This window comes from Cellulomonas triticagri (genome assembly GCF_003696205.1).
GTDB classification, from domain to species: domain Bacteria; phylum Actinomycetota; class Actinomycetes; order Actinomycetales; family Cellulomonadaceae; genus Cellulomonas; species Cellulomonas triticagri.
This window is the reverse complement of record NZ_RFFI01000002.1, coordinates 78,890-98,196: the sequence shown is the minus strand read 5'-3', so window position 1 is coordinate 98,196 and position 19,307 is coordinate 78,890. Positions and strand designations below refer to the sequence as shown.

13 protein-coding genes are annotated in these 19,307 nt (G+C 73.9%); 3 read left to right on the top strand and 10 right to left on the bottom strand.

Going from position 1 to position 19,307, the window contains the following annotated elements; genetic code table 11:
- Window positions 1-20 precede the first annotated feature (20 nt).
- The 4 genes from EBM89_RS00865 to EBM89_RS00850 form a co-directional block, all read right to left on the bottom strand.
- Window positions 21-767 carry a hypothetical protein gene (locus EBM89_RS00865; protein WP_122147570.1) on the bottom strand — a complete coding sequence of 249 codons (747 nt, stop codon included), beginning with the start codon at window positions 765-767 and terminating at the stop codon, window positions 21-23.
- A gap of 3 nt (window positions 768-770) precedes the next feature.
- Window positions 771-2,477, bottom strand: coding sequence for a hypothetical protein (locus EBM89_RS00860; RefSeq protein WP_122147569.1), 1,707 nt, complete (start codon window positions 2,475-2,477; stop codon window positions 771-773).
- Entirely contained in the window at window positions 2,474-3,127 is a 654-nt protein-coding gene (locus tag EBM89_RS00855; protein WP_122147568.1) for a signal peptidase I, read from the bottom strand. The genes EBM89_RS00860 and EBM89_RS00855 overlap by 4 nt, the downstream gene beginning before the upstream one ends.
- A 100-nt stretch (window positions 3,128-3,227) precedes the next feature.
- Complete coding sequence (locus tag EBM89_RS00850; RefSeq protein ID WP_122147567.1) at window positions 3,228-3,791, bottom strand: hypothetical protein; 564 nt, start codon at window positions 3,789-3,791, stop codon at window positions 3,228-3,230.
- A 393-nt stretch (window positions 3,792-4,184) separates the two neighbouring features.
- Between EBM89_RS00850 and putP the strand changes: the two genes are divergently transcribed.
- Window positions 4,185-5,705 (top strand): sodium/proline symporter PutP, encoded by a 1,521-nt coding sequence (putP, locus tag EBM89_RS00845; protein ID WP_122147566.1) that lies wholly within the window; start codon window positions 4,185-4,187, stop codon window positions 5,703-5,705.
- Window positions 5,706-5,853: 148 nt separating this feature from the next.
- Here the strand turns inward: putP and EBM89_RS00840 are convergent, their stop codons facing one another.
- The 3 genes from EBM89_RS00840 to EBM89_RS00830 form a co-directional block, all read right to left on the bottom strand.
- Entirely contained in the window at window positions 5,854-8,982 is a 3,129-nt protein-coding gene (locus EBM89_RS00840; RefSeq protein ID WP_122147565.1) for an immunoglobulin domain-containing protein, read from the bottom strand.
- A 332-nt stretch (window positions 8,983-9,314) separates the two neighbouring features.
- Window positions 9,315-9,836 (bottom strand): class I SAM-dependent methyltransferase, encoded by a 522-nt coding sequence (locus EBM89_RS00835; RefSeq protein ID WP_233571453.1) that lies wholly within the window; start codon window positions 9,834-9,836, stop codon window positions 9,315-9,317.
- A 131-nt stretch (window positions 9,837-9,967) separates the two neighbouring features.
- On the bottom strand, window positions 9,968-11,365 hold the full coding sequence (locus EBM89_RS00830) for an MFS transporter (RefSeq protein WP_147463409.1): 1,398 nt from the start codon (window positions 11,363-11,365) through the stop codon (window positions 9,968-9,970).
- 267 nt (window positions 11,366-11,632) lie between these two features.
- On the opposite strand from EBM89_RS00830, the gene EBM89_RS00825 reads away from it, so the two are divergent.
- Window positions 11,633-12,643, top strand: coding sequence for an aldo/keto reductase family protein (locus tag EBM89_RS00825; RefSeq protein ID WP_122147562.1), 1,011 nt, complete (start codon window positions 11,633-11,635; stop codon window positions 12,641-12,643).
- Window positions 12,644-12,707: 64 nt separating this feature from the next.
- Here the strand turns inward: EBM89_RS00825 and yczE are convergent, their stop codons facing one another.
- Window positions 12,708-13,412 carry a membrane protein YczE gene (gene yczE / locus EBM89_RS00820; RefSeq protein WP_233571450.1) on the bottom strand — a complete coding sequence of 235 codons (705 nt, stop codon included), beginning with the start codon at window positions 13,410-13,412 and terminating at the stop codon, window positions 12,708-12,710.
- 61 nt (window positions 13,413-13,473) lie between these two features.
- Between yczE and yczR the strand changes: the two genes are divergently transcribed.
- Complete coding sequence (gene yczR / locus EBM89_RS00815) at window positions 13,474-15,021, top strand: MocR-like transcription factor YczR (RefSeq protein WP_122147560.1); 1,548 nt, start codon at window positions 13,474-13,476, stop codon at window positions 15,019-15,021.
- Here the strand turns inward: yczR and EBM89_RS00810 are convergent.
- Together EBM89_RS00810 and EBM89_RS00805 are read right to left on the bottom strand one after the other, a co-directional pair.
- Entirely contained in the window at window positions 15,018-17,498 is a 2,481-nt protein-coding gene (locus EBM89_RS00810) for a glycoside hydrolase family 31 protein (protein WP_122147559.1), read from the bottom strand. The genes yczR and EBM89_RS00810 overlap by 4 nt on opposite strands.
- 10 nt (window positions 17,499-17,508) lie before the next feature.
- Complete coding sequence (locus EBM89_RS00805) at window positions 17,509-19,071, bottom strand: MFS transporter (RefSeq protein ID WP_122147558.1); 1,563 nt, start codon at window positions 19,069-19,071, stop codon at window positions 17,509-17,511.
- Window positions 19,072-19,307 lie beyond the last annotated feature (236 nt).

Genomic DNA, 19,307 nt, shown 5'->3' with positions numbered 1-19,307 from the left:
CGTCCCCCGCCCGGCCTGCCTCACGGCAGGGGGGCCGCCTCGTCGCCCCCGCCCGGCCCCGAGCTCCTCGCGCGCCGCCGCAGCGCACGGCCGACCAGGAGCACGACCGCGCAGCAGGGCAGCAGCCACACCGCACCGAAGCCGGTCAGCGCCAGGCTCCCGGCTCCGGCCCGCTCGCCCGGCGCACGCCCGCCGGCACCGTCCGCGAGGACTCCCGCGCCCTGCTCGCCGGAGGACGTGCCCGGGGTGTAGCCGACGACGAAGTCGGCCGAGACCCGCAGCACGTCCCCGGGCGACCCGTCCAGGGCCGCGGCATCCAGCAGCGTCACCCGCACGGGGACCCGCAGCGCCGCGTCCCCCTGGAGGACGAGCCCGCGCTCCCCGTACGCGTCCACCAGCGACGTCGGCCGCGCGAGTGTTCCCGCGGGGTTCCAGCGGACGACCCCGGAGGCGTCGAGCCTCCCGTACTCCACGCCCAGCGCGTGCGCGAGCGAACCGCCCGGCGCGTCGGCGACGAGCGTCCCGTCGAGGCTCGCCGTACCCGCCCCCGAGTGCCGGATCGTCCACATGCCCTCGACGGACTCACCCGTCACCGCCGGCGTGAAGTCGTGGACGAGCGGGGCGCCGAGGACGACGACGGTATCCTCCGCCGACGACGCGGACACGGCCGCCGAGGTCCCGCCGGACGCCAGCACCGCGGCACCGAGGACGACCGCGAGCGCACGGGACGTCCTCGCGACCGACCTCCGGCGTCGGTTGGCGACCATGCCCTACCCCTTCCCCTCGGTGGATGAACCTGACGCGCCGGCGTCGGCGAGCGCGCGCACCTGCGCGACGGTGTCGACCTTGACGGCCTGGGGGACGACCTCGACCGAGGCGGACCCGATCCGGACGACGTGGACCTCGACGGCGCCCACCACCTCGGGCGCCTCCGCGAACCAGAACTCGACGGTCCGGGTCCCCGCGGGCAGGTCGAGGTCGACCGCCCAGCGGCCGCTCGCGTCGACGGCCACCTGGCCCCGGACGGCGTCGGCTCCGACCGCGCGGTACTCGAGATCGCCGAACCCTGCCGTCGCGGTCCCGCTGACGCGCAGGGGACTCCGGTCGACGTGCCAGGTGCCGGTCGCGGGCGAGGACACCGTCACCTCGGGGGTGACGTGCTCGAAGGTCTCGGTGGCCACCACGACCGGGTTGCCGGTCCCGCTGCCGAGCGCCCCGGGCACGCGGAGCAGCTCGACCCGCTCTCCTCCGCGGAACTCGTGCGCCCGGAACACCGTCGTGCTGGCGCCCGTCGTGCGCGTCGACGCGTCGAGGACCTCGCCGGCGGCGGCCTCGAAGAGCACCCGCCCGTCCACGGTGGCGACCAGCCGATCCGTCCGGGCGAACTCGCTCGACGGCAGCGTCACCCGCACCTCGGCCAGCCGCGGGCTCGAGATCGACGCACTCGGGCTGAGCGTCAGGGTCGGCGCACTCGTCGCGGCGACCTCGACCGTCCGGGTCACCGCACCGCCGCCGGGCAGGTCCGGGTAGCTGAACGACACGACGCTGGTCCCGGCGACGAGGAGCGGCATCCAGAGCGACCACCGGCCGTCGGGGCCGACGGTCGTCGTCACCGGCGTCGAGCTCCCGTCGAGCACAGCCCGCACCCGCTCACCCGGCTCGCCCGTTCCGGTGAAGTTCCGCTGCCAGCCCTGGAGCACCGTCGCGCCGGCCGCAGGGCCGGTCACCTCGACGGGAGCGGCCTGCCCGAGGGTCACCGAGGAGACCAGCACCATTCCCGATCGGCTCCCCCCTGTCGATGCCGCCCCCATCGCGCGGTAGATCGACAGGACGGCACCGGGCTGGAGCGACAAGGTCCTGCGCGAGAAGCTCGTCGTGCCGTCGTTCGACGGGACGGCTTGGTAGGTGCTGCCCTGCCCGAACGACATCGCGAAGGCGCCGTCCACCTCGACCCGGTAGGTGTCGCTCTCGCGGTACTCGGCAAGGGGAAGGGCTGCCTGGATCTGGACCGGCTGGGCGTCGGCGCCCACGACCTTCGACGGCGTGAAGGAGATGACGGGATCGCTGACTGCGGTGACCGTCCAGTCGGGCACGACCTCCGAGCCGGGGACACCCGGGTACGACAGGCGCACCACGTCGGTGCCGACGCGCTGCAGGACGATCCAGAAGGACCACCGGCCGTTCGCGTCGACGGGGCCACCACCGAGCCGGTCTCCGGTCTGCGGGTCGACCGCCTCCACCTGCGCGCCCGGGTCCCCCCGACCGGAGATGCTCCGGGTCCACCCGGACTGGAAGGCGGTGCCGGCCGGGTGCGAGGTCACGGTGATGGGCGTCGTCGGAGCCGCGGCGGCGTCGACCAGCACCGTCGGGTGGGCAGAGCGCACCGCGGGCGGCGCGCCGTCGGCGGGGCTGAGGAGCAGCCCCGACGCCAGCGCGCTCGCGCCGACGGCGAGCACGAGCCTGACCAGGAGCCTCATGATCGGGTCCTCCCCGCGTGCGCGGCGGTCGGTGGATCGGTGTGCCCGGTCTCCGCACCCGGCGCGGCCTGCGTCGCCGGGGTCGCGGGCGCCCGGAGGCCGCCCCTGGTCCTGGCGCCACCCGCGCGCGCACGCCCGAGGTCGCGCGTCCGCCGGCCTGTCCGCAGGAGCGCGGGCACCCCGAGCAGCAGCAGCGCTGCCGTGGCCCCGAGGACGAGGCGGCCCGCGAGGGTCTGGGTGGCGAGGTAGGCGCGGGAGGCCGCGGGGCCGAGGTGCAGGCGCGGGACGCCCACGACCTGCTCGGCGGTCACGGGCCGGGGGTCGGCGACCGCGTTGGCGTCCCCCTGGAGGAACGCCCCCTCGGGAGTCGTCTCGACCACGCGGTGCACGTAGGTGCGCGCGTCGTCGGTGGTGGACCCGGGGAGCGTCGCCACCACGATCTGCCCGACGCGGGACAGCTCGTCGCCCGCGGGCGACCGCACGAGGAGGACGTCGCCGACCTGGTACGTCGGGGTCATGGACCTGCCGGTGACGACCAGGACATGGTCACCGGTCGCGAGGGTCCACAGCAGAGGCGCGGCGAGGACGACGACCAGGGCGGCGCCGACCGCGCGGGCGACCGCCGCGATCGTCTGCCTGAGGTAACGCATGCGGATGTCCCTTCTGCGGCTGCCCGGTGCGGCCGCCGGCAGGCCGCGACCTGCGGGGCTCGGCCGACGCCCGGCACCGGGCGCCGGCCGAGCCCGCGGGTCACGCGCCCGTCGTGTCGGTGTAGGTCACGGTGAAGTTCGCGCTGACCCTGAGGTTGGCGCCGTCCTCGCCCTGCAGGAGGGTCGGGTCGTCGAGCGTGATCCGCACCGGGACGGACTGCGTGGCACCCACGGCGAGCGAGGGCGAGGGCCTGCCGGTCGCGGCGGCGTAGGACAGGGGCGCGTCCAGCGTGCCGGCCTTGTACCAGGTGGTGCCGTCGGAGTACTCGACCGTGAGGTTCTGCGCGAGCGAGGCCGAGACCTCGCCGTGCGGAGCCAGGGTGCCGTCGTACGGCGCGTCCACCGTGCCCTTGTTCTCGATCGTCCAGGTGCCCTCGACCGAGTCGTTGAACTTTGTGACGTCGAAGGTGTGCGTCAGGGGCGCACCGCTCACCTCGACCAGCGCACCGGTCGGCGGGGTCGTGCGGGAGATCGTCGCGTCGAACTGGTTGCCCGAGAGCACGCTCGTCAGCGTCGTGACCGCGCCGGTGCCGACGAGGCCCGCGACCAGGACCACACCGATCCCGAGCGCTCCGACGGTCTTCTGGTTCTTGCTCAGTTCCATGTCAGGAAGCCTTTCTGCTGATGACGTCCAACAGCCCCGGTCGGCTCTGGCGGCTTGCGGCCGGTGGACGGCGGGGGTTTCCCGGGACGCGACGTTTCCAGCACGACCACAGCCACCGCACGGCATCGAGGGGATTCCTCACGTGCCGCGCCGTGGGAAACTGACCGGGTCGACGGTTTTGCACCGAGGGATCGCACGGGCTCCCGGACGACCTGCGGGCGGGGACGCCGGAACCGCAGGTGGGGGCCGAGGAACTGGGGTTGACCTGCCGTCCCGGGGCCCGTCACGGTGGGAGACCCGACCGGTCCGGTCGTGCTGCACCTCCCGCGACGGCGCGGGGCGGTCGCCCGCGTGCCACCGGTCGCGACACGAGCACGAGCCACCGGAGGCACGATGTCCGAGCGCACCTACCAGCTCACCGCCGTCGCGGTGTACTTCGCCGTCATGGTCGCCATCGGCGTGTACGCGTCCCGGCGCAACCGCAGCCACGAGGACTACCTCCTCGCGGGGCGGCGGTTGCGGCCGTGGACGGCCGCGCTCAGCGCGGGAGCGTCCGACATGTCGGGGTGGCTGATGATGGGGCTCCCGGGCGCGATCTTCCTCGCCGGCCTCGTCGAGGCGTGGATCGCGATCGGCCTCACGATCGGCGCCTACCTGAACTGGCGCCTCGTCGCCCCACGGCTGCGCGCGTACACCGAGGTCTCGGGAGACGCGATCACCATCCCGAGCTTCCTGGAGAACCGGTTCCGGGACACGTCGCACGCGCTGCGCCTCACGTCCGGGCTCGTGATCCTGGTGTTCTTCACCTTCTACATCTCCGCCGGGATGGTCGCGGGCGGGGTCTTCTTCCAGGCGTCGTTCGGGTCGTCGTACCTCACCGGCATGCTCCTGGTCGCCGCCGTGACGCTCGCCTACACCCTGGTCGGCGGCTTCCTCGGGGCGTCGCTGACCGACGTCGTGCAGGGGCTGATGATGATGACCGCGCTGCTGGTCGTCCCCGCGCTCGCCGTCGCGGAGCTCGGCGGTCCGGCGGCCACGCTGGAGGCGCTGCGGGACGGGCTGCCGGACGGGCTCGCGCTCGTCCCCGCCGGTGCCGCCGCCGGCGCCACCGCCCTCGCCGTCGTCTCCGCGCTCGCGTGGGGCCTCGGCTACTTCGGGCAGCCGCACATCATCGTGCGCTTCATGGCGATGCAGGCCCCGTCCTCAGCGCGGTCGGCACGGCGGATCGGCATGACCTGGATGGTGCTGTCCCTCCTCGGCGCGGTCGCGTGCGGCCTGGTCGGCGCGGCCTACGTGCACAGCACCGGGATCGACCTCGCCGACCCCGAGACCGTGGTGCTGCACCTGTCGCAGGTCCTGATGCACCCGCTGGTCTCCGGTCTGGTCCTCGCGGCCGTGCTCGCCGCGATCATGAGCACGATCTCCAGCCAGCTCGTCGTGTGCTCCTCCGCGCTCGTGGAGGACCTGTACCGGGCCGTGTCCCGGACGCCGCCCGCCCCGCGGCGGCTGCTCCTGCTCGGCCGCGCGGGAGTCCTCGTGATCGCGCTGATCGCCGCGCTGCTCGCCGTGACCCCGAACGGGAGCATCCTGGGCCTCGTCGGCTTCGCCTGGGCCGGGTTCGGTGCCTCGTTCGGCCCGGTGGTGCTCCTGTCCCTGTTCTGGCGACGGCTGACCACCGCGGGGTCCCTCGCCGCGCTGGCGGGCGGGAGCGTCACGGTGATCGTGTGGAGCCTGCTCGACACCGGCCTGTACGAGCTCCTGCCCGGCTTCGTCGTCGCCACGCTGCTCGCCGTCGTCGTCAGCCGCCGCACCCACCGCCCGGACGCGCAGGTGGACCAGGAGTTCGCCACCGCGGCCGCGCTCTCCCGGTCCCCGGGGGCGAGGAACGTCCCCGGCCCGACGCAGGCGGGGTGACCCGGGTCGAGGCTCGCGGTCGGTCGGCGCCTGATCCCTGGCCGCGCCACCGAGCGGTGGGTCACGGGTCTCCCAGCCCGGCGCGCGGCCGGCTGCGCGCAGGACCGCCCCGGGGCGGGCCGAGCGGTCCGGTGACCGGGGCGCGACCTCAGCCCCGCACGCGCCCGCTCGCCCGTGCCGGCAGCTCGTCCACGACCACGACACGGGGACGGATCAGCACGTGCGCCGATCGCAGGGGCAGGACGTCGACGACGCGCGCGGCGCGCGTGTCGTCCTTCCCCGCCCGGTTGCTGAACCGGGCCTTGTACTGGTTGCCCCGCAGGCTCGGGTCGGCGGACTCCAGGACCAGCGTGGGCTCGGTCGCCCCCGGGACCTCGGCCCACGTCGCGCCGTCGTCGGTCGACACCCACCACTGGACCGACGGCTCGGGACGCCCGGTCGCGGCGGCCTCGAACCGCACCGGCAGCCCGCCGTGGGCCACCACGTCCTGCGGCTGCAGCCTGACCTCGGGCACGGCGAGAGGCTGCACGGTGAGGCGTGCGGGTGCGGAGTCGACGCGCTCGCGCCCGCCGAGGTACGTGACCGAGAGCCTGATCAGGTCGCCGTCCATGGACGGGGTGGTCTCGTCGATCACCAGCCGGGGCTCGCACACCGCGTCGGGTCGGCAGAAGCGCTCGTCGCCCTCCCGGCGCCAGGTGTCACCGCCGTCCGACGAGCGCCACCAGGTCCGGATCTGGCTGGGCAGGCCGGTCGTGCGGTAGCGAGCCGAGAAGGTGGCCGGATCCCCGTCCAGGACCGTCGTGTCCTGCGGCGGGGTGAGGATCTCGGGCACGGTCTCGACGACCAGGGTCGCCGCGTCGGACCAGGCCTCCCCCGCCGTGCTGGTCGCGCGGGCACGGTAGCGCTGCCCCTGCATCGCGAGGTCGACGGCGCCCGTGCTCAGCACCGGACCCGTCGCCCCGGGCACGGGCTGCCAGTCCTCGTCCTCGACGTCGGGGGTGTCCTCCTCGGCCTCGGGGTGCGCAGGGGCGACGTACCACTGCACGTCGGGCTCGGGGCTCCCGGTCGCGAGCGCGCGGAGCTCGGCGTCCTGGCCGACGAGCACGTGCGCGGTCGACGGGTGCTCCACGAACTCCGGCGCGACCTGCGGCAGGACGGTGAGGCGGGCCGGGGCGGACGCGACGTCGCGGGTGGCCCCGAGGTAGGTCACGCGCAACCGGTACAGGTCGCCGTCCTGATCGAGGTCGTCGGCGACGACGTCGAGGGTCACCGGGCAGGACGCGCTCTGGCACCACCCGGCCTGGCCGACCTGCTCCCACGTGGCACCGCCGTCGGCCGAGCGTTCCCACAGCCGACGCTGGCCGCTGGTCCCGTCGGTCGCGTAGCGGGCGCTGAACCGCGCGCTCCCGCCGACGAGGACCTCCTGGTCCACCGGGCCCTCGACGATCGTCGGCGCCGTCTCCACCGCCAGGGTCGCGACCTCGGACAGCGCCTCGCCCGCCACGTTGCGCGCCCGGGCGCGGTACCGGTGCCCGTGCAGGTCCGGGCCGGCCGCGGTGACCGTCAGCGTGGTCCCGGTGGCACCAGGGACCTCCGACCACCGCTCGCCGTCGGCGGAGGTGAGCCACTGGACCCCCGGGTCAGGGCGCCCCGTGACCGTGACCGTGAAGGTGGCGTCCTCGCCGGCCTCGACCCGCGCGTCGCGGGGCTGTCCCGTCACCCGCGGCAGGACGGTGTCGAGGACGGTGAGCCGCGCGGGGGCGGACTCCACCCGCCGCTGCCCGGCGAGGTACGTGACGACCAGCCGGTAGAGGTCGCCGTCGTGGGTCAGGTCGTCGGCCTCGACGTCCCACGACACGACGCACGACTCGGTCTGGCACCAGCGGGGCGAGCCGACCTGGTCCCAGGTCGTGCCGCCGTCCGTCGACCGCTCCCAGAGCCGCTGCTGGCCGTTCGTCCGGTCGGTGGCGTACCGCGCCGTGAACCGCGCGCTCCCACCGACGAGCACCTCCTGGTCCACGGGGTCCTCCAGCACCACCGGCGGGCTCTCGACCCGGAGGTCCGCCGGCGACGACCAGACCTCGCCCGCGTCGTTGCTGAACCCGACGCGGATCCGCCAGCCGTCCATCTCGGAGGTCGTGGGGTCGAGGACCAGGTCCTGCTGACCCTCCGGGGCGGCGTCGGCGGACACGTGGCGCCAGACGGTCCCCCCGTCGGCGGAGTACTGCCAGCGCACGCTCGGCGCCGGGTAGCCGGTGGCGGCCGCGGCGAACGTCGCGGGCTCCCCGACCGCGACGTGCTGGCTCTGGGGCGCCTGCGTGATCACCGGCGCGGAGCGCACCGTGAGGCGGACCTGGTCCGAGTACCCCGTCGCCGGGGCGAAGTGCGGGTCGTCCGGACGTTCCCGGGTGGCGGCGAACCGGATCAGCGCGCCGTCGTCCTCCGGGCGCGCGACCAGAGCGGTCGTGTGCTCCGCCGTCGTCTGCGTCGAGGAGGTCCGGTCCACGTCCTGCCACGTGCGGCCGCCGTCGCGCGAGATCTCCGTGCGCACGTTCAGCTCGGCCCGGGTGTGGGGTATGCCCTGGTTGCCCACCCAGCCCACCGTCGCGGTCGCGGTGAAGGTCGCCGCCTCGCCCGCCGCGACGACCGCGTCGCGCGGCTGCTCCTCGAACCACGGCTCGACGGCCCGGACCCTGACCTCCACGGTCCGCGACTCCGCCCAGCTCCCCGCGCCCGATCCGGTGTTCGACACGAACCGGTAGACCCCTCCGTCCGAGGCCAGGAGCACCGGTCTCGACGGGCCGCACAGGTCGGCGACGATCGGCGTGGTGCGGTCCCAGCCGTTCGTGATCCTCGGGACCAAGACCCCTGTGTCCGCCCAGACGAGGCGCTCGGCGTCCCACTTGTGCACGTACGCCTGGCCACCGAACACCGAGTTCAGGCGGAAGGTGCTGACGAACTGCATGCAGTCGAGACGCTCGCGGCCCATCGTCGCCGGCACCGCGTCCGCACTCGACCCACCGGACGGGTACACCCGGACCTCGGGAGGGGTGAGCCACTGGCCCACGCGCGCCGGTCCCGTGCCACCGGCACCGAGGTCGGCCGGCGGCGGCTCGCCGGCCGGGGCCTCGTCGCCGTCCGGGGTGCCCTGCCCGAGCGGTGACGGGACGACGGCGGACGGCCCCTGCGGCGGGACCGCGAACCCGGCTCCCGCGCCGGACACGCCCAGGCTGAGCGCGACCACCACCGACAGCACCCGGACCGCTCGCACCGACACCGAACTCCGCCTCGTCCCACCAGAGCACCGGGTGCGCTGGAGCCCCGGGGGCGCACGTCCCGACGGTGGCGCCGCGGCCATGTTCACAGCCCCGCGGGGCCTCGGTGCGCTCCCGCCCGCTCGACCTGCGCGACTGGGTGGCGCACCCCCGCCGCGTGAGTGGTGGCCGCCGGTACCCACCCGGCGAGTTGAGTGGCGCCCCAGCCCCGCGACGGACGCCCTCGCTCCCGACGTGGGCTCGGTGCCGTCGCCTCCCGATCTCCGACATCATGTACGGCAGCTGGCTCGGGAACGACACCGCGACCGCCCGCGTGCGGGCCGACACCGTCGACTCAGAGGAGGTGCGCGAGCACCGCCAGGTGCGGACGACGACCGTCGGGCGAACGGGTGTGGATGGCGTCCACCTGGAAGCCCGCCGACTCCAGCTGACTGGCCAGCCCCTGCTCCGAGCAGAGGAGGGCCGGGGAGACCGCGTGGTCGAGTGCAGCATCCTGCACTCCCAGGAACGCCCCGACGAGCAGGGCACCTGACGGTCTGAGGATCCTGGCGATCTCCTCGAGGGCGCTCCGGCGTGTGCCGGGCTGCATGTGGATCAGCGAGTACCAGGCGAGGACTCCTCCGAAGCTGGAGTCCCGGAACGACGAGGCCAGAAGATCGCCCTCGTCGAAGGATGCGTGCGGAAAGCGCTCGCGCGCGCGGGCTATGAATTCCGGAACCAGGTCGATGCCCCTGACCTCGCAGCCCTGCTCGCGCAGGTGGTCCGTCCAGTGCCCCGGGCCGCAACCCGCGTCAAGGATCGGCCCGACCACGCCCGTGCCCCATCGGGTGATCAGCGAGGCATCGAGCGGGTCCATGTCCGCCACCGCTCCCAGGAGAGCGACGTACTCGGAAGCGCGCCTCGAGTAGGCACGTCTCACATCGTCCGGCATCGTCCTCCACCAGTGCGCCACCGTGTCCGGGAACACCTCGGCCTCGTGCCCGTGCTTCAGAGAGCGACGTCGTCCCAGTGACGCGCCGAGGGCAACCGGCGCAGCGGACGGGAGAGGACAGCCACAGCGGCAGCGACGGTCGCGACCCCGACGAACGCGGCCAACGTACCGCGGTATCCCAGCACGTCCAGCCCTCGCCCCGCGATCGCCGGGGCGAGCGGCGTCAGCAGACCCGTGCAGAAGAACAGCACGCTCATGACCCGGCCCAGCATGTGCTCCGGGATGACGTACATCATCAGGCCGCCGACGGTCGCGTTGACCGCAGGGCCGGCGAGCAGCGCCACCGCGAACACGGCGATGGCGACCGGGAACGAGGGGGCGGCCGACACCCCGATCATGCTCACCGCGATCAGCACCAACCCCCATGTCAGGATCCGGCCCGAGGGGACCCGTGCGATCACCGGGTTCGCTCCGAGCGCGCCGACGAGGGCCCCGGCACCCACGGCGAGAGTGACCACGCTGATCTGCTGCGGGCTCGCGCCACCGAGCTGCAGGTCCAGCACCAGAGTCATGACCACGCCGTTCGTCGCCAGGTTCAGCAGCGCGAACGCCACGACACCGGACCGGAGCAGCGTGCTGCCCCCGACGAACCGCAGGCCGGCCACGAAGTCGGCCGCAGCCCCCGCGGTTGCACCGTCCCTGCTCGGCCGGTCCGGAGCGAGGCGCCGGTTGCTCACCCAGAGCGCGACGGACGTGAGCGCCTGGCCGACGAACGGAACCGCGGGGGCGATCGCATAGAGCAGCCCGCCCACCGGTCCTGACACGAGCGAGACGGCAGAGTCCCGCGCCTGGTTCGCCACGACGGCGCGCGACATGCGCTCCTTGCCGACGACCGACCGCAGGATCGCGTCGGACGCTGGCCCGAGCAGGCTGCCGCGCAGCTGCAGCGCGAAGCCGAGGACGGCGAGCCAGGAGCCAGTCAGCACCCCGAGGACCAGCAGGACTCCGATCGTCCCGCTGAGCGACACCCCGAGCAGTGCCGACCACGCGCGCAACGCCCTGCGATCGAACCGGTCGGCGAGAACCCCACCAGGAAGCAACCCGACCACCCCGCCGACGGCGGCCGCAGCGGCGACGATCCCCGCCTCGGTGGCCGACCCCGTGACCAGGACCGCGACCAACGGAGTCGCGAAGTAGCCCAGGCCGGTACCGAAGGCCGCAGCCGTGTCGCCGACCATCCAGGCGAGATAGCGACCATCGCGCAGGAGCGGCGGCGGAACCTGTGACCTCACCGGGAGGTCGATGGCGAAGGGCTCGAGGCACAGGCTCGGAGATCGACGGACACGCCGCCGCGAACTCGCACTCCGCACATCGCCAGCTCTCCTTCGCTCGGCCGAGTGCCTCAGACCCCAGGACGCTAGAGCCCCCGCACCACCTACCGGAGCGCGCCGCACCACTCACCACTTGAGTGGAAGGACATCGCGGTCGGTATCGATCTCGCTCGGACATGGACCGACGACGTCCCGTCGGAAGCGTCGCCCAGCCCCATCCAGACGAGCCAAGCCGCTCGGTCGCCCACCCGCAGGAGCCCGACCGCCGGGGGTGCGCGCTGCCGTGCCGCCTTTCTCACGAGGACCTGCCCCGGCGACGTCGCTCGCCCACCGCCCGCTGGGGACCGTCGCGACCTGCCCTCACCCGTGCCGCGACGTAGGCTCGATGCCATGGTCAACTACCGCCACCTGGGCCGCTCCGGCCTCAAGATCTCCGAGATCACCTACGGCAACTGGCTCACGCACGGCTCGCAGGTCGAGAACGACGCCGCGACCGCGTGCGTGCGGGCCGCGCTCGACGCGGGCATCAGCTCGTTCGACACCGCCGACGTCTACGCGAACACCGTCGCCGAGGAGGTGCTCGGCGAGGCCCTCAAGGGCGAGCGCCGGCAGTCCCTCGAGATCTTCACGAAGGTCTACTGGCCGACCGGCCCCAAGGGCCCGAACGACACCGGCCTGTCCCGCAAGCACATCATGGAGTCGATCGACGGCTCCCTGCAGCGGCTGCAGACCGACTACGTCGACCTGTACCAGGCGCACCGCTACGACCACGCGACGCCGCTCGAGGAGACGATGCAGGCGTTCGCCGACGTCGTCCGCTCCGGCAAGGCGCTGTACATCGGCGTGAGCGAGTGGACCGCGGACCAGATCCGCGCGGGTCACGCGCTCGCGAAGGACCTGGGCTTCCAGCTCGTCTCGAACCAGCCGCAGTACTCGGCGCTGTGGCGCGTCATCGAGGGCGAGGTCGTCCCGGCGTCGCAGGAGCTGGGCGTCTCGCAGATCGTCTGGTCCCCGGTCGCCCAGGGCGTGCTCACCGGCAAGTACAAGCCGGGTGCCCAGCTCCCCGCCGGTTCGCGCGCGACGGACGAGAAGGGCGGCGCGAACACCATCAAGCGCTTCCTGGACCAGCCCAACGTGCTGCAGCGGGTGCAGGACCTCACGCCGGTCGCGCAGGAGCTCGGGCTGTCGCTCGCGCAGCTCGCGGTCGCGTGGGTCCTGCAGAACCAGAACGTCGCCGCGGCGATCATCGGCGCGTCCCGCCCCGAGCAGGTGACGGAGAACGTCAAGGCGTCCGGCGTGGAGATCCCGGCGGAGCTGCTGACCCGCATCGACGAGATCCTCGGCGACGCGGTCATCACGGACCCGGCGGAGACGGCGAAGAACTCCCCCGCGACGCGCTGATCCCGCGTCCGCACGGCACCAGGGCCGGCCACCCCGTCGGGGGTGGCCGGTCCTGCGTCGTCGTTCAGCGGCCCTCGCCGGGCTCGACGGGCTCGGCCGCGGCGACCGCCGGGGGCACCGGCACCGTGAACCGCGGCAGCAGCACGTGCAGGATCGGGCCGATGCCGAGCGCGTAAGCCAGGGTCGCGAACCCGAGCGTCCCGCCGAGCAGCCAGCCGACGGCCACGACCGTCACCTCGATGGCGATCCGGACGGGCGCGACGGGCCAGCCGGTGCGGCCGACGACGCCGGTCATCAGACCGTCGCGCGGCCCCGGGCCGAGGCGGGCGCCGATGTAGAGGGCACCGGCGACGCCGTTCAGGCCGATGCCGACCACGACCACGCCGATGCGCGCCGCGAGCGGCAGCGGGTCGGGCAGCTGGTCCAGCAGCGCGAGGAACGGGTCGATGAGGACGCCGATCACGACGACGTTGGCGACGGTGCCGATGCCGGGTCGCTGCCGCAGCGGCCACCAGCACAGCAGCACCAGGACGCTGATCACCACCGTGACGGTGCCGAGGCTCCAGCCGATCTGCCGGGACACGCCCTGGCTCAGCACGTCCCACGGCATGTTCCCGAGCCCGGAGTGGACCAGCAGGGCGACCGAGAGGGCGTAGAGGACCAGCCCGACGACGAGCTGGGTGCCGCGGCGCGCTGCGTGGGCGGTCGGGGTGCTGCGTCGGGTCGGCGTGGAGCGGGTGGCCTGATCGGCCTCGGTCTCGGCGGTCATGGCCTCATCCTCGGACACGAGTGGCCTTCCTTTCGATAGCCACTTGCGCAAGAGTGGCCTCATGTCGTCGCTCCTCGTGTCCGACCGCCGCATCGGCGCCGCCGCGCTCGTCGCCGCCCTCGGCCGGTGGCGCCGCCCCGGCCCGGCCTACGCCGCGCTGGCCGACGCCGTGCGCCGGGCCGTGCTCGCCGGAGCGCTGCCGCTGTCCACCCGGGTCCCGGGTGAGCGCGAGCTCGCCGCCGCGCTGGGGGTCTCCCGCACGACGACCACGGGAGCGTACGGCCTGCTGCGTGACGAGGGGTACCTGGTGAGCCGGCAGGGCTCGGGGACGGTCACGGCGCTGCCGGGCACCGCGCCCGCCCCGCTCTCCCCCGCACCCGCCGACCGCGAGCGCAGCACCCGTCGCACCCGTGAGCGGGTGCTGCCCGCGCTGCCCGTGCACCACCCGCTCGCCGCCGACGGCGTCGTGGACCTCACGATCGCCGCGTGCCCCGCCCCGACCGCGCTCGCCGAGGCCACCGCGGGCGCGGTTGTCGACCTGCCCCGGTACGCCGCCGGGCACGGGTACGCCCCGCTCGGCCTGGACGTGCTGCGCGAGGCCGTCGCGGACCGCTATACCGCCCGCGGCACCCCGACCACCCCCGACCAGGTGCTGGTCACCAGCGGTGCGCAGCACGCGATCGCCCTGCTGATGGCGACGCACGCCGGACCGGGCGACCGGGTCGTCGTCGAGCAGCCGACCTACCCGCACGCGATGGACGCCGCGCGGGCGGTCGGCGCCCGCCCGGTCCCGGTGCCGACCGGCGCCGCGGGGCTCGACGTCGACCTGCTGGAGTCCACGGTGCGGCAGGTCGCGCCGCGCGTGGTCTACCTGATCCCCGACCACCACAACCCGACCGGGGCCACCCTGGACGCGGCGGCGCGCGAGCGCGTCCGGGTGCTGGCCCGACGCACCGGCACCCTCGTCGCCGGGGACGAGGTGCTGACGGACCTCACGCTCGACGGCCCGGAGCCCGAGCCGTTCGCCGGGGACGGCACCGGGACGCGGGTGGTGAGCATCGGGTCGATGTCCAAGAGCCACTGGGGCGGCCTGCGGGTCGGCTGGCTGCGCGGCCCGGCGGATCTGGTGACCCGGCTCGCGCTCGCCCGGCGCAGCGGCGACCTGGGGACCGCCGTGCTGGACCAGCTCGTCGCCGCCGCGCTGCTGCGCACGGGCGCGTCCCCGCTGGACGAGCGGCGGGCCCGGCTGCGCACGGGGCGCGACACCCTGGTCGCGCTGCTCGGCGAGCGGCTGCCGACCTGGCGGTTCACGGTGCCCGCGGGCGGGCAGTCGCTCTGGGTGGACCTCGGCGCGTCGGTGTCGTCCGCGCTGTCCGCGCTCGCGCTCGCGCACGGCGTGCGGGTCGCGCCCGGACCGACGTTCGGCGTCGACGGCGGGATGGAGGACCGGCTGCGGCTGCCGTTCACGGCCGAGCCGGCTGACCTGGCCCGGGCCGTCGACGGCCTGGCGCTGGCCTGGGCCGCGCTCGGCGCCCCGGGTCTCCCTGCCCCGGGGCGCCAGCCGGACCCGCTCGGCGTCGCGGCCCCGCCCGTGGCGGCGCTCGTCTAGATCCCCACGAGGTCCTGCACCCCGAGGTCGACGTCGAACCGCAGGTCCGCACCGGCGGGGTGGTGGAGGACGGCGCGGCGCCGGTCGTGGTCGAAGTACCACCCGGCGCCCTCGACCTGCTCCGCGCGCAGGTGCCGCGGCAGCACCTGGCCGTCGACCTCGACCCGCACGGGGCTGTGCGCGGGGCACGCGATCTCGAGCGTGAGGCGCTCGACCGGCGAGGGGTGCTCCCCCGCGCCCGCGAACCCGACCGCGACGCCGGTCGGTGTCCGCCGCACCGAGATCGTGGTCCGCCGCCAGACCCCGTCGCGGTGGGCGTCGGTGCGGCCGTCGTCCTCGTAGAGCACGAACGACGACTCCTGCGACGGCTCGACGAGAACGTGCAGGTCGCGGATGGTCTGGGTGTGCAGGTTGGTGAGGCCCGGCGCGGTCGGGATGATCCCGCCGGCGCGCAGGAACATCGGGATCGTGCCGAGGTCGACGGGGACGGAGACGGTCTGCCCGCCGTCGTGGTAGGTGCCGGTGGTCAGGCAGAGCCAGCGGGTCCCCGCCGGGAGGTAGACGGCGTGGTCGGTCTCGCCGGGCTCGAGCACCGTGGACACCAGCAGCGACGGGCCGAGCAGCACGTCGAAGGACTCGTCGGCGACGCGCGGGTCGCCGGGGAACTCGTAGACCAGCGGCCGCAGCACCGGGGACCCGAGGGCCGCGGCCTCGGCGAGCAGCGAGTACAGGTACGGCACGAGCCGGTAGCGCAGCCGGATCGCGTCGCGCACGTGGTGGGTGACGCTCGGGTACATCCACGGCTCGGTGACGGTGTTGTCGTCGTTGCAGGAGTGGATGGCGAACCGGGGCTGGAACACGCCGTGCTGCACCCACCGGACGAACAGCTCGGGGTCGGGGGCGGGACCGGAGAAGCCACCGATGTCGGTGCCGTTGTTCGCGACGCCGGACAGGCCCATGCCGAGGACGGTGGCGATGTTGTGGCGGAGGCTCGCCCAGCTGGTCGAGTTGTCCCCGGCCCAGGTCTGCGCGTACCGCTGGATGCCCGCGTACCCGGCGCGGCACATCACGTAGGGGCGGGTCCCGGGGTGCCGCGCGCTGATGGCGTCGCGGGCGACCTTGGACATGAGGTTCGCCATGACGGGGCGCAGGGAGCCGATCGGCCGCTCCAGGCCCTCGGCGCACACGACGGCGTCCTCGTCGACCTCGTACTCGTTGTTGTCGTTCCAGATGCTGCGCACGCCGAGGTCCAGCAGCGACGTGGTGAGGTGCTCGGACCACACCGCCCGGGCGGCGGGGCTGGTGAAGTCGACGAAGTGGGCCGGTCCGCCCCAGAACCGGTTCACCTGGGGCCGCTGCCCGTCGGCGTCGCGGACGAATGCCCCGGCGGCCTCGAACGTCGCCGTCAGCGGGTGCGTGGTGAGCAGCGCGGGCTTGACGTTCGGGACCAGCGCCGCGCCCCGCTCGGCCAGGCGGTCGACGAACCCGCCCGGGTCGGGGAACCGGTCGGCGTTCCAGCGGAACACATACCGCTTGTTGTCCGGCCCGCTGGTGTACCCGGAGGACGCGAAGAACCCGTCGCACGGGATGTCGTGCGCGGCGCACGTGTCGACGAAGTCGAGGATCGCCTCGTCGCTGCCCTCGTCGAGCTCGGTGTAGTACATCGTGGAGCCGAGGTACCCGAGCGAGGCCAGCGGCGGCAGCGCGGTCTTGCCCGTGAGGTCGGTGTAGCGGTGCACGACGTCGGCGATCGTCGGCCCGGCGATCACGAACAGGTCCAGGTCGCCGCCGTCCGAACGGAAGTGGCTGGAGGCGGGCCAGTAGTTGGAGCGCTCGCAGTCGACGTCGAACTCGCCGTCCCAGGCGCTGTCGTAGAACATCCCGTGCGCGACGCCCCGACGGGGGTCGTGGTGCACGTAGAACGGGATCATCTTGTAGAGCGGGTCGCTGGTCCGCGCGTCGTAGCCCATGGTGTCGACGTTGTGCATCCGCATCCGGCGCCCGCGCTTGTCGAGCCCGCCGGTCTTCTCGCCGAAGCCGTAGAACCGGTCGTCGGCGTCGAGCAGCGCGTAGTGCGCCGCGCGGCCGTTGGCGTCGCGGACCCACGACCGGCCGGGCAGGTCGCGGTGCAGCACGGTGCCGTCGCCGTCGCGCACGGTGATCGCGAACGGGTCGGGGTCGACGGTGACGGTGAGGCCGTCGGCCACGAAGGTCGGGGCCGGCGCCCCGGCGACGGGCACGAGCGGCAGGGCCTGCACCCGCTGCCGCTCGTCGCCGAGCACGTCGTCGGCCGCGTCGTCCCAGGCGGTGCGGACGAGGGCGTAGGACAGGTCGGGGGCGAACTCCGGCTCGAAGGTGGCGCGGATGCGCAGCACGCCGCCGCCGAGCGCGTAGAGGCGGAACCGCGCCCCGTCGGTCACGAGCTCGAGGTGCTCGCCCGCGTCCACCACGTCGGTGAGGGTCGTCGTCGATCGCATGGTCGTCCTCTCAGTCACGGGCCTCGGCGGCCACGGTCTCGGCGGTCGCGGGCGGGGTGCGGTCCCACGCGCGGATGTCCTCGTAGCGCACGCCGGACAGCCGCCGGACGACCGCCCGCACCTCGGGCGTCGCCTCGGCCGGGTCGCCGCCGGCCCTGAGGCGGGCGACCTCGGCGGCCAGCACGGCGTGGTTGTGCCGGTCCAGGCGGAACGTCACCGCGACCGCGAGCGCGGCCAGGACGAGCACCGCGACCCCGGCGGACAGCAGCAGCGTGATCATCGACTGCGCGCTCTCCGGCTGGACGCGCGCACCGTCGACGAAGCCGGAGGCGTCCAGCAGCGCCCCGATGATGAGCGTCGCCAGGGCGACGGTGGACTTGCGGACGAACGTCATCACCGCCGCGAACACCCCGGCACGCTTGCGGCCGGTGACCATCTCGTCGACGTCGGGGACGAACGGGAAGACGTTCCAGGGCACGAAGACGAACACCGCCCGACCGACCTGGTAGACGACCCCGAGCAGCGTGAGCCAGGGCAGCGGGTGCGCCGGGGACAGGGCGGACACGAGGTACCAGCCCAGGGCCGACAGCAGCACCAGCGAGAACGCGACGGCCCACAGCGAGCGCGGGCTGATCTTCGTGATCAGCCACCCGGCGACGACCGTGACGCCGATGGCGATGAAGCTCAGCGACTGGATCCCCGCCGCGGCCGCCGCGTCCAGGCGCAGCACGAAGACGACGTAGTACACGAAGACGGCGCTCCACATGTCCATCGCGGTGAACGAGAGCAGGTAGATGGACAGCTGCTTGCGGAACGTCGAGATGCGGAGCGTGGAGGTGTACTCGCGCACGACGGTGCGCAGGTCGATCCGCGCGCGCTCGGACCCCGGTGCAGGCGGGGCGAGGTAGGTCTCCCAGGTGGTGCCCCAGCTGATGAGGATCGCCGCGATGAAGATGGCGGTGAAGATCAGCCCGTTGACCAGGAACGGCGCGGCGGAGTCCTCGCCCATGGTCCGGAACAGCAGCGTGGGGATCGCGGTGGCGAGGAACGTCGCGGAGCCGGAGACGACGAGGCGGGCGGTGGACATCTTCGTCCGCTCGTCGTAGTTGGTCGTCATCTCGTTGGGCAGCGTCTCCCACGGGATCAGCACCATCGCGAGGACGACCTCGAAGGCGAGGTACACCGCGAGGTAGTACCAGTAGCCCATCCCCGCGATCCACAGCAGGGCGAACGTCGCCGACAGCGGGGCGCCGATGAGCATGAAGAAGTGGCGCCGCCCGAACCGCTGACCGAGTCGGGTGCGGAAGAACTCGTCGGTGATGTTGCCGATCGCGAGGCTCACCACGGCGTCGACGAACTTCGCGATCGCGAGGATCGACGCGCCCTGCAGCGCGGTCAGCCCGCCGTAGGTGGTGAAGAAGAACAGCATCCAGGCGCCGAGGACGGCCAGGCCCCCGCCGCCCAGCAGGTCGGTGAGGCCGAAGCCGACCGCCCGGCCGATCCCGATCCGGCCGCGGGGGGTGTAGACGCGGCGGTGCCGGTGGGCACCGTCCGCACGTGCAGCATCGCTCATGTCCGGTCCACTTCGTCGTGGGGTCCCGAATGATCGACACTCGAAAGTTGCGGCTGAGCAAGCACTCGGCGTTCGTCCCTCGGAACGTACGGGGAGCGCGGTTCGGGCGTCAAGGGCGAGTTCAGCACGCGCCCCGGGGCGCACGACGGCGCCTCGCGTCAGCCTTCCGCTATCGAAAGTTTCGGCATTTCGCGCGACGGTGCGCGCCAGGGGGCAGTCCCTGACCGACCGTCCGG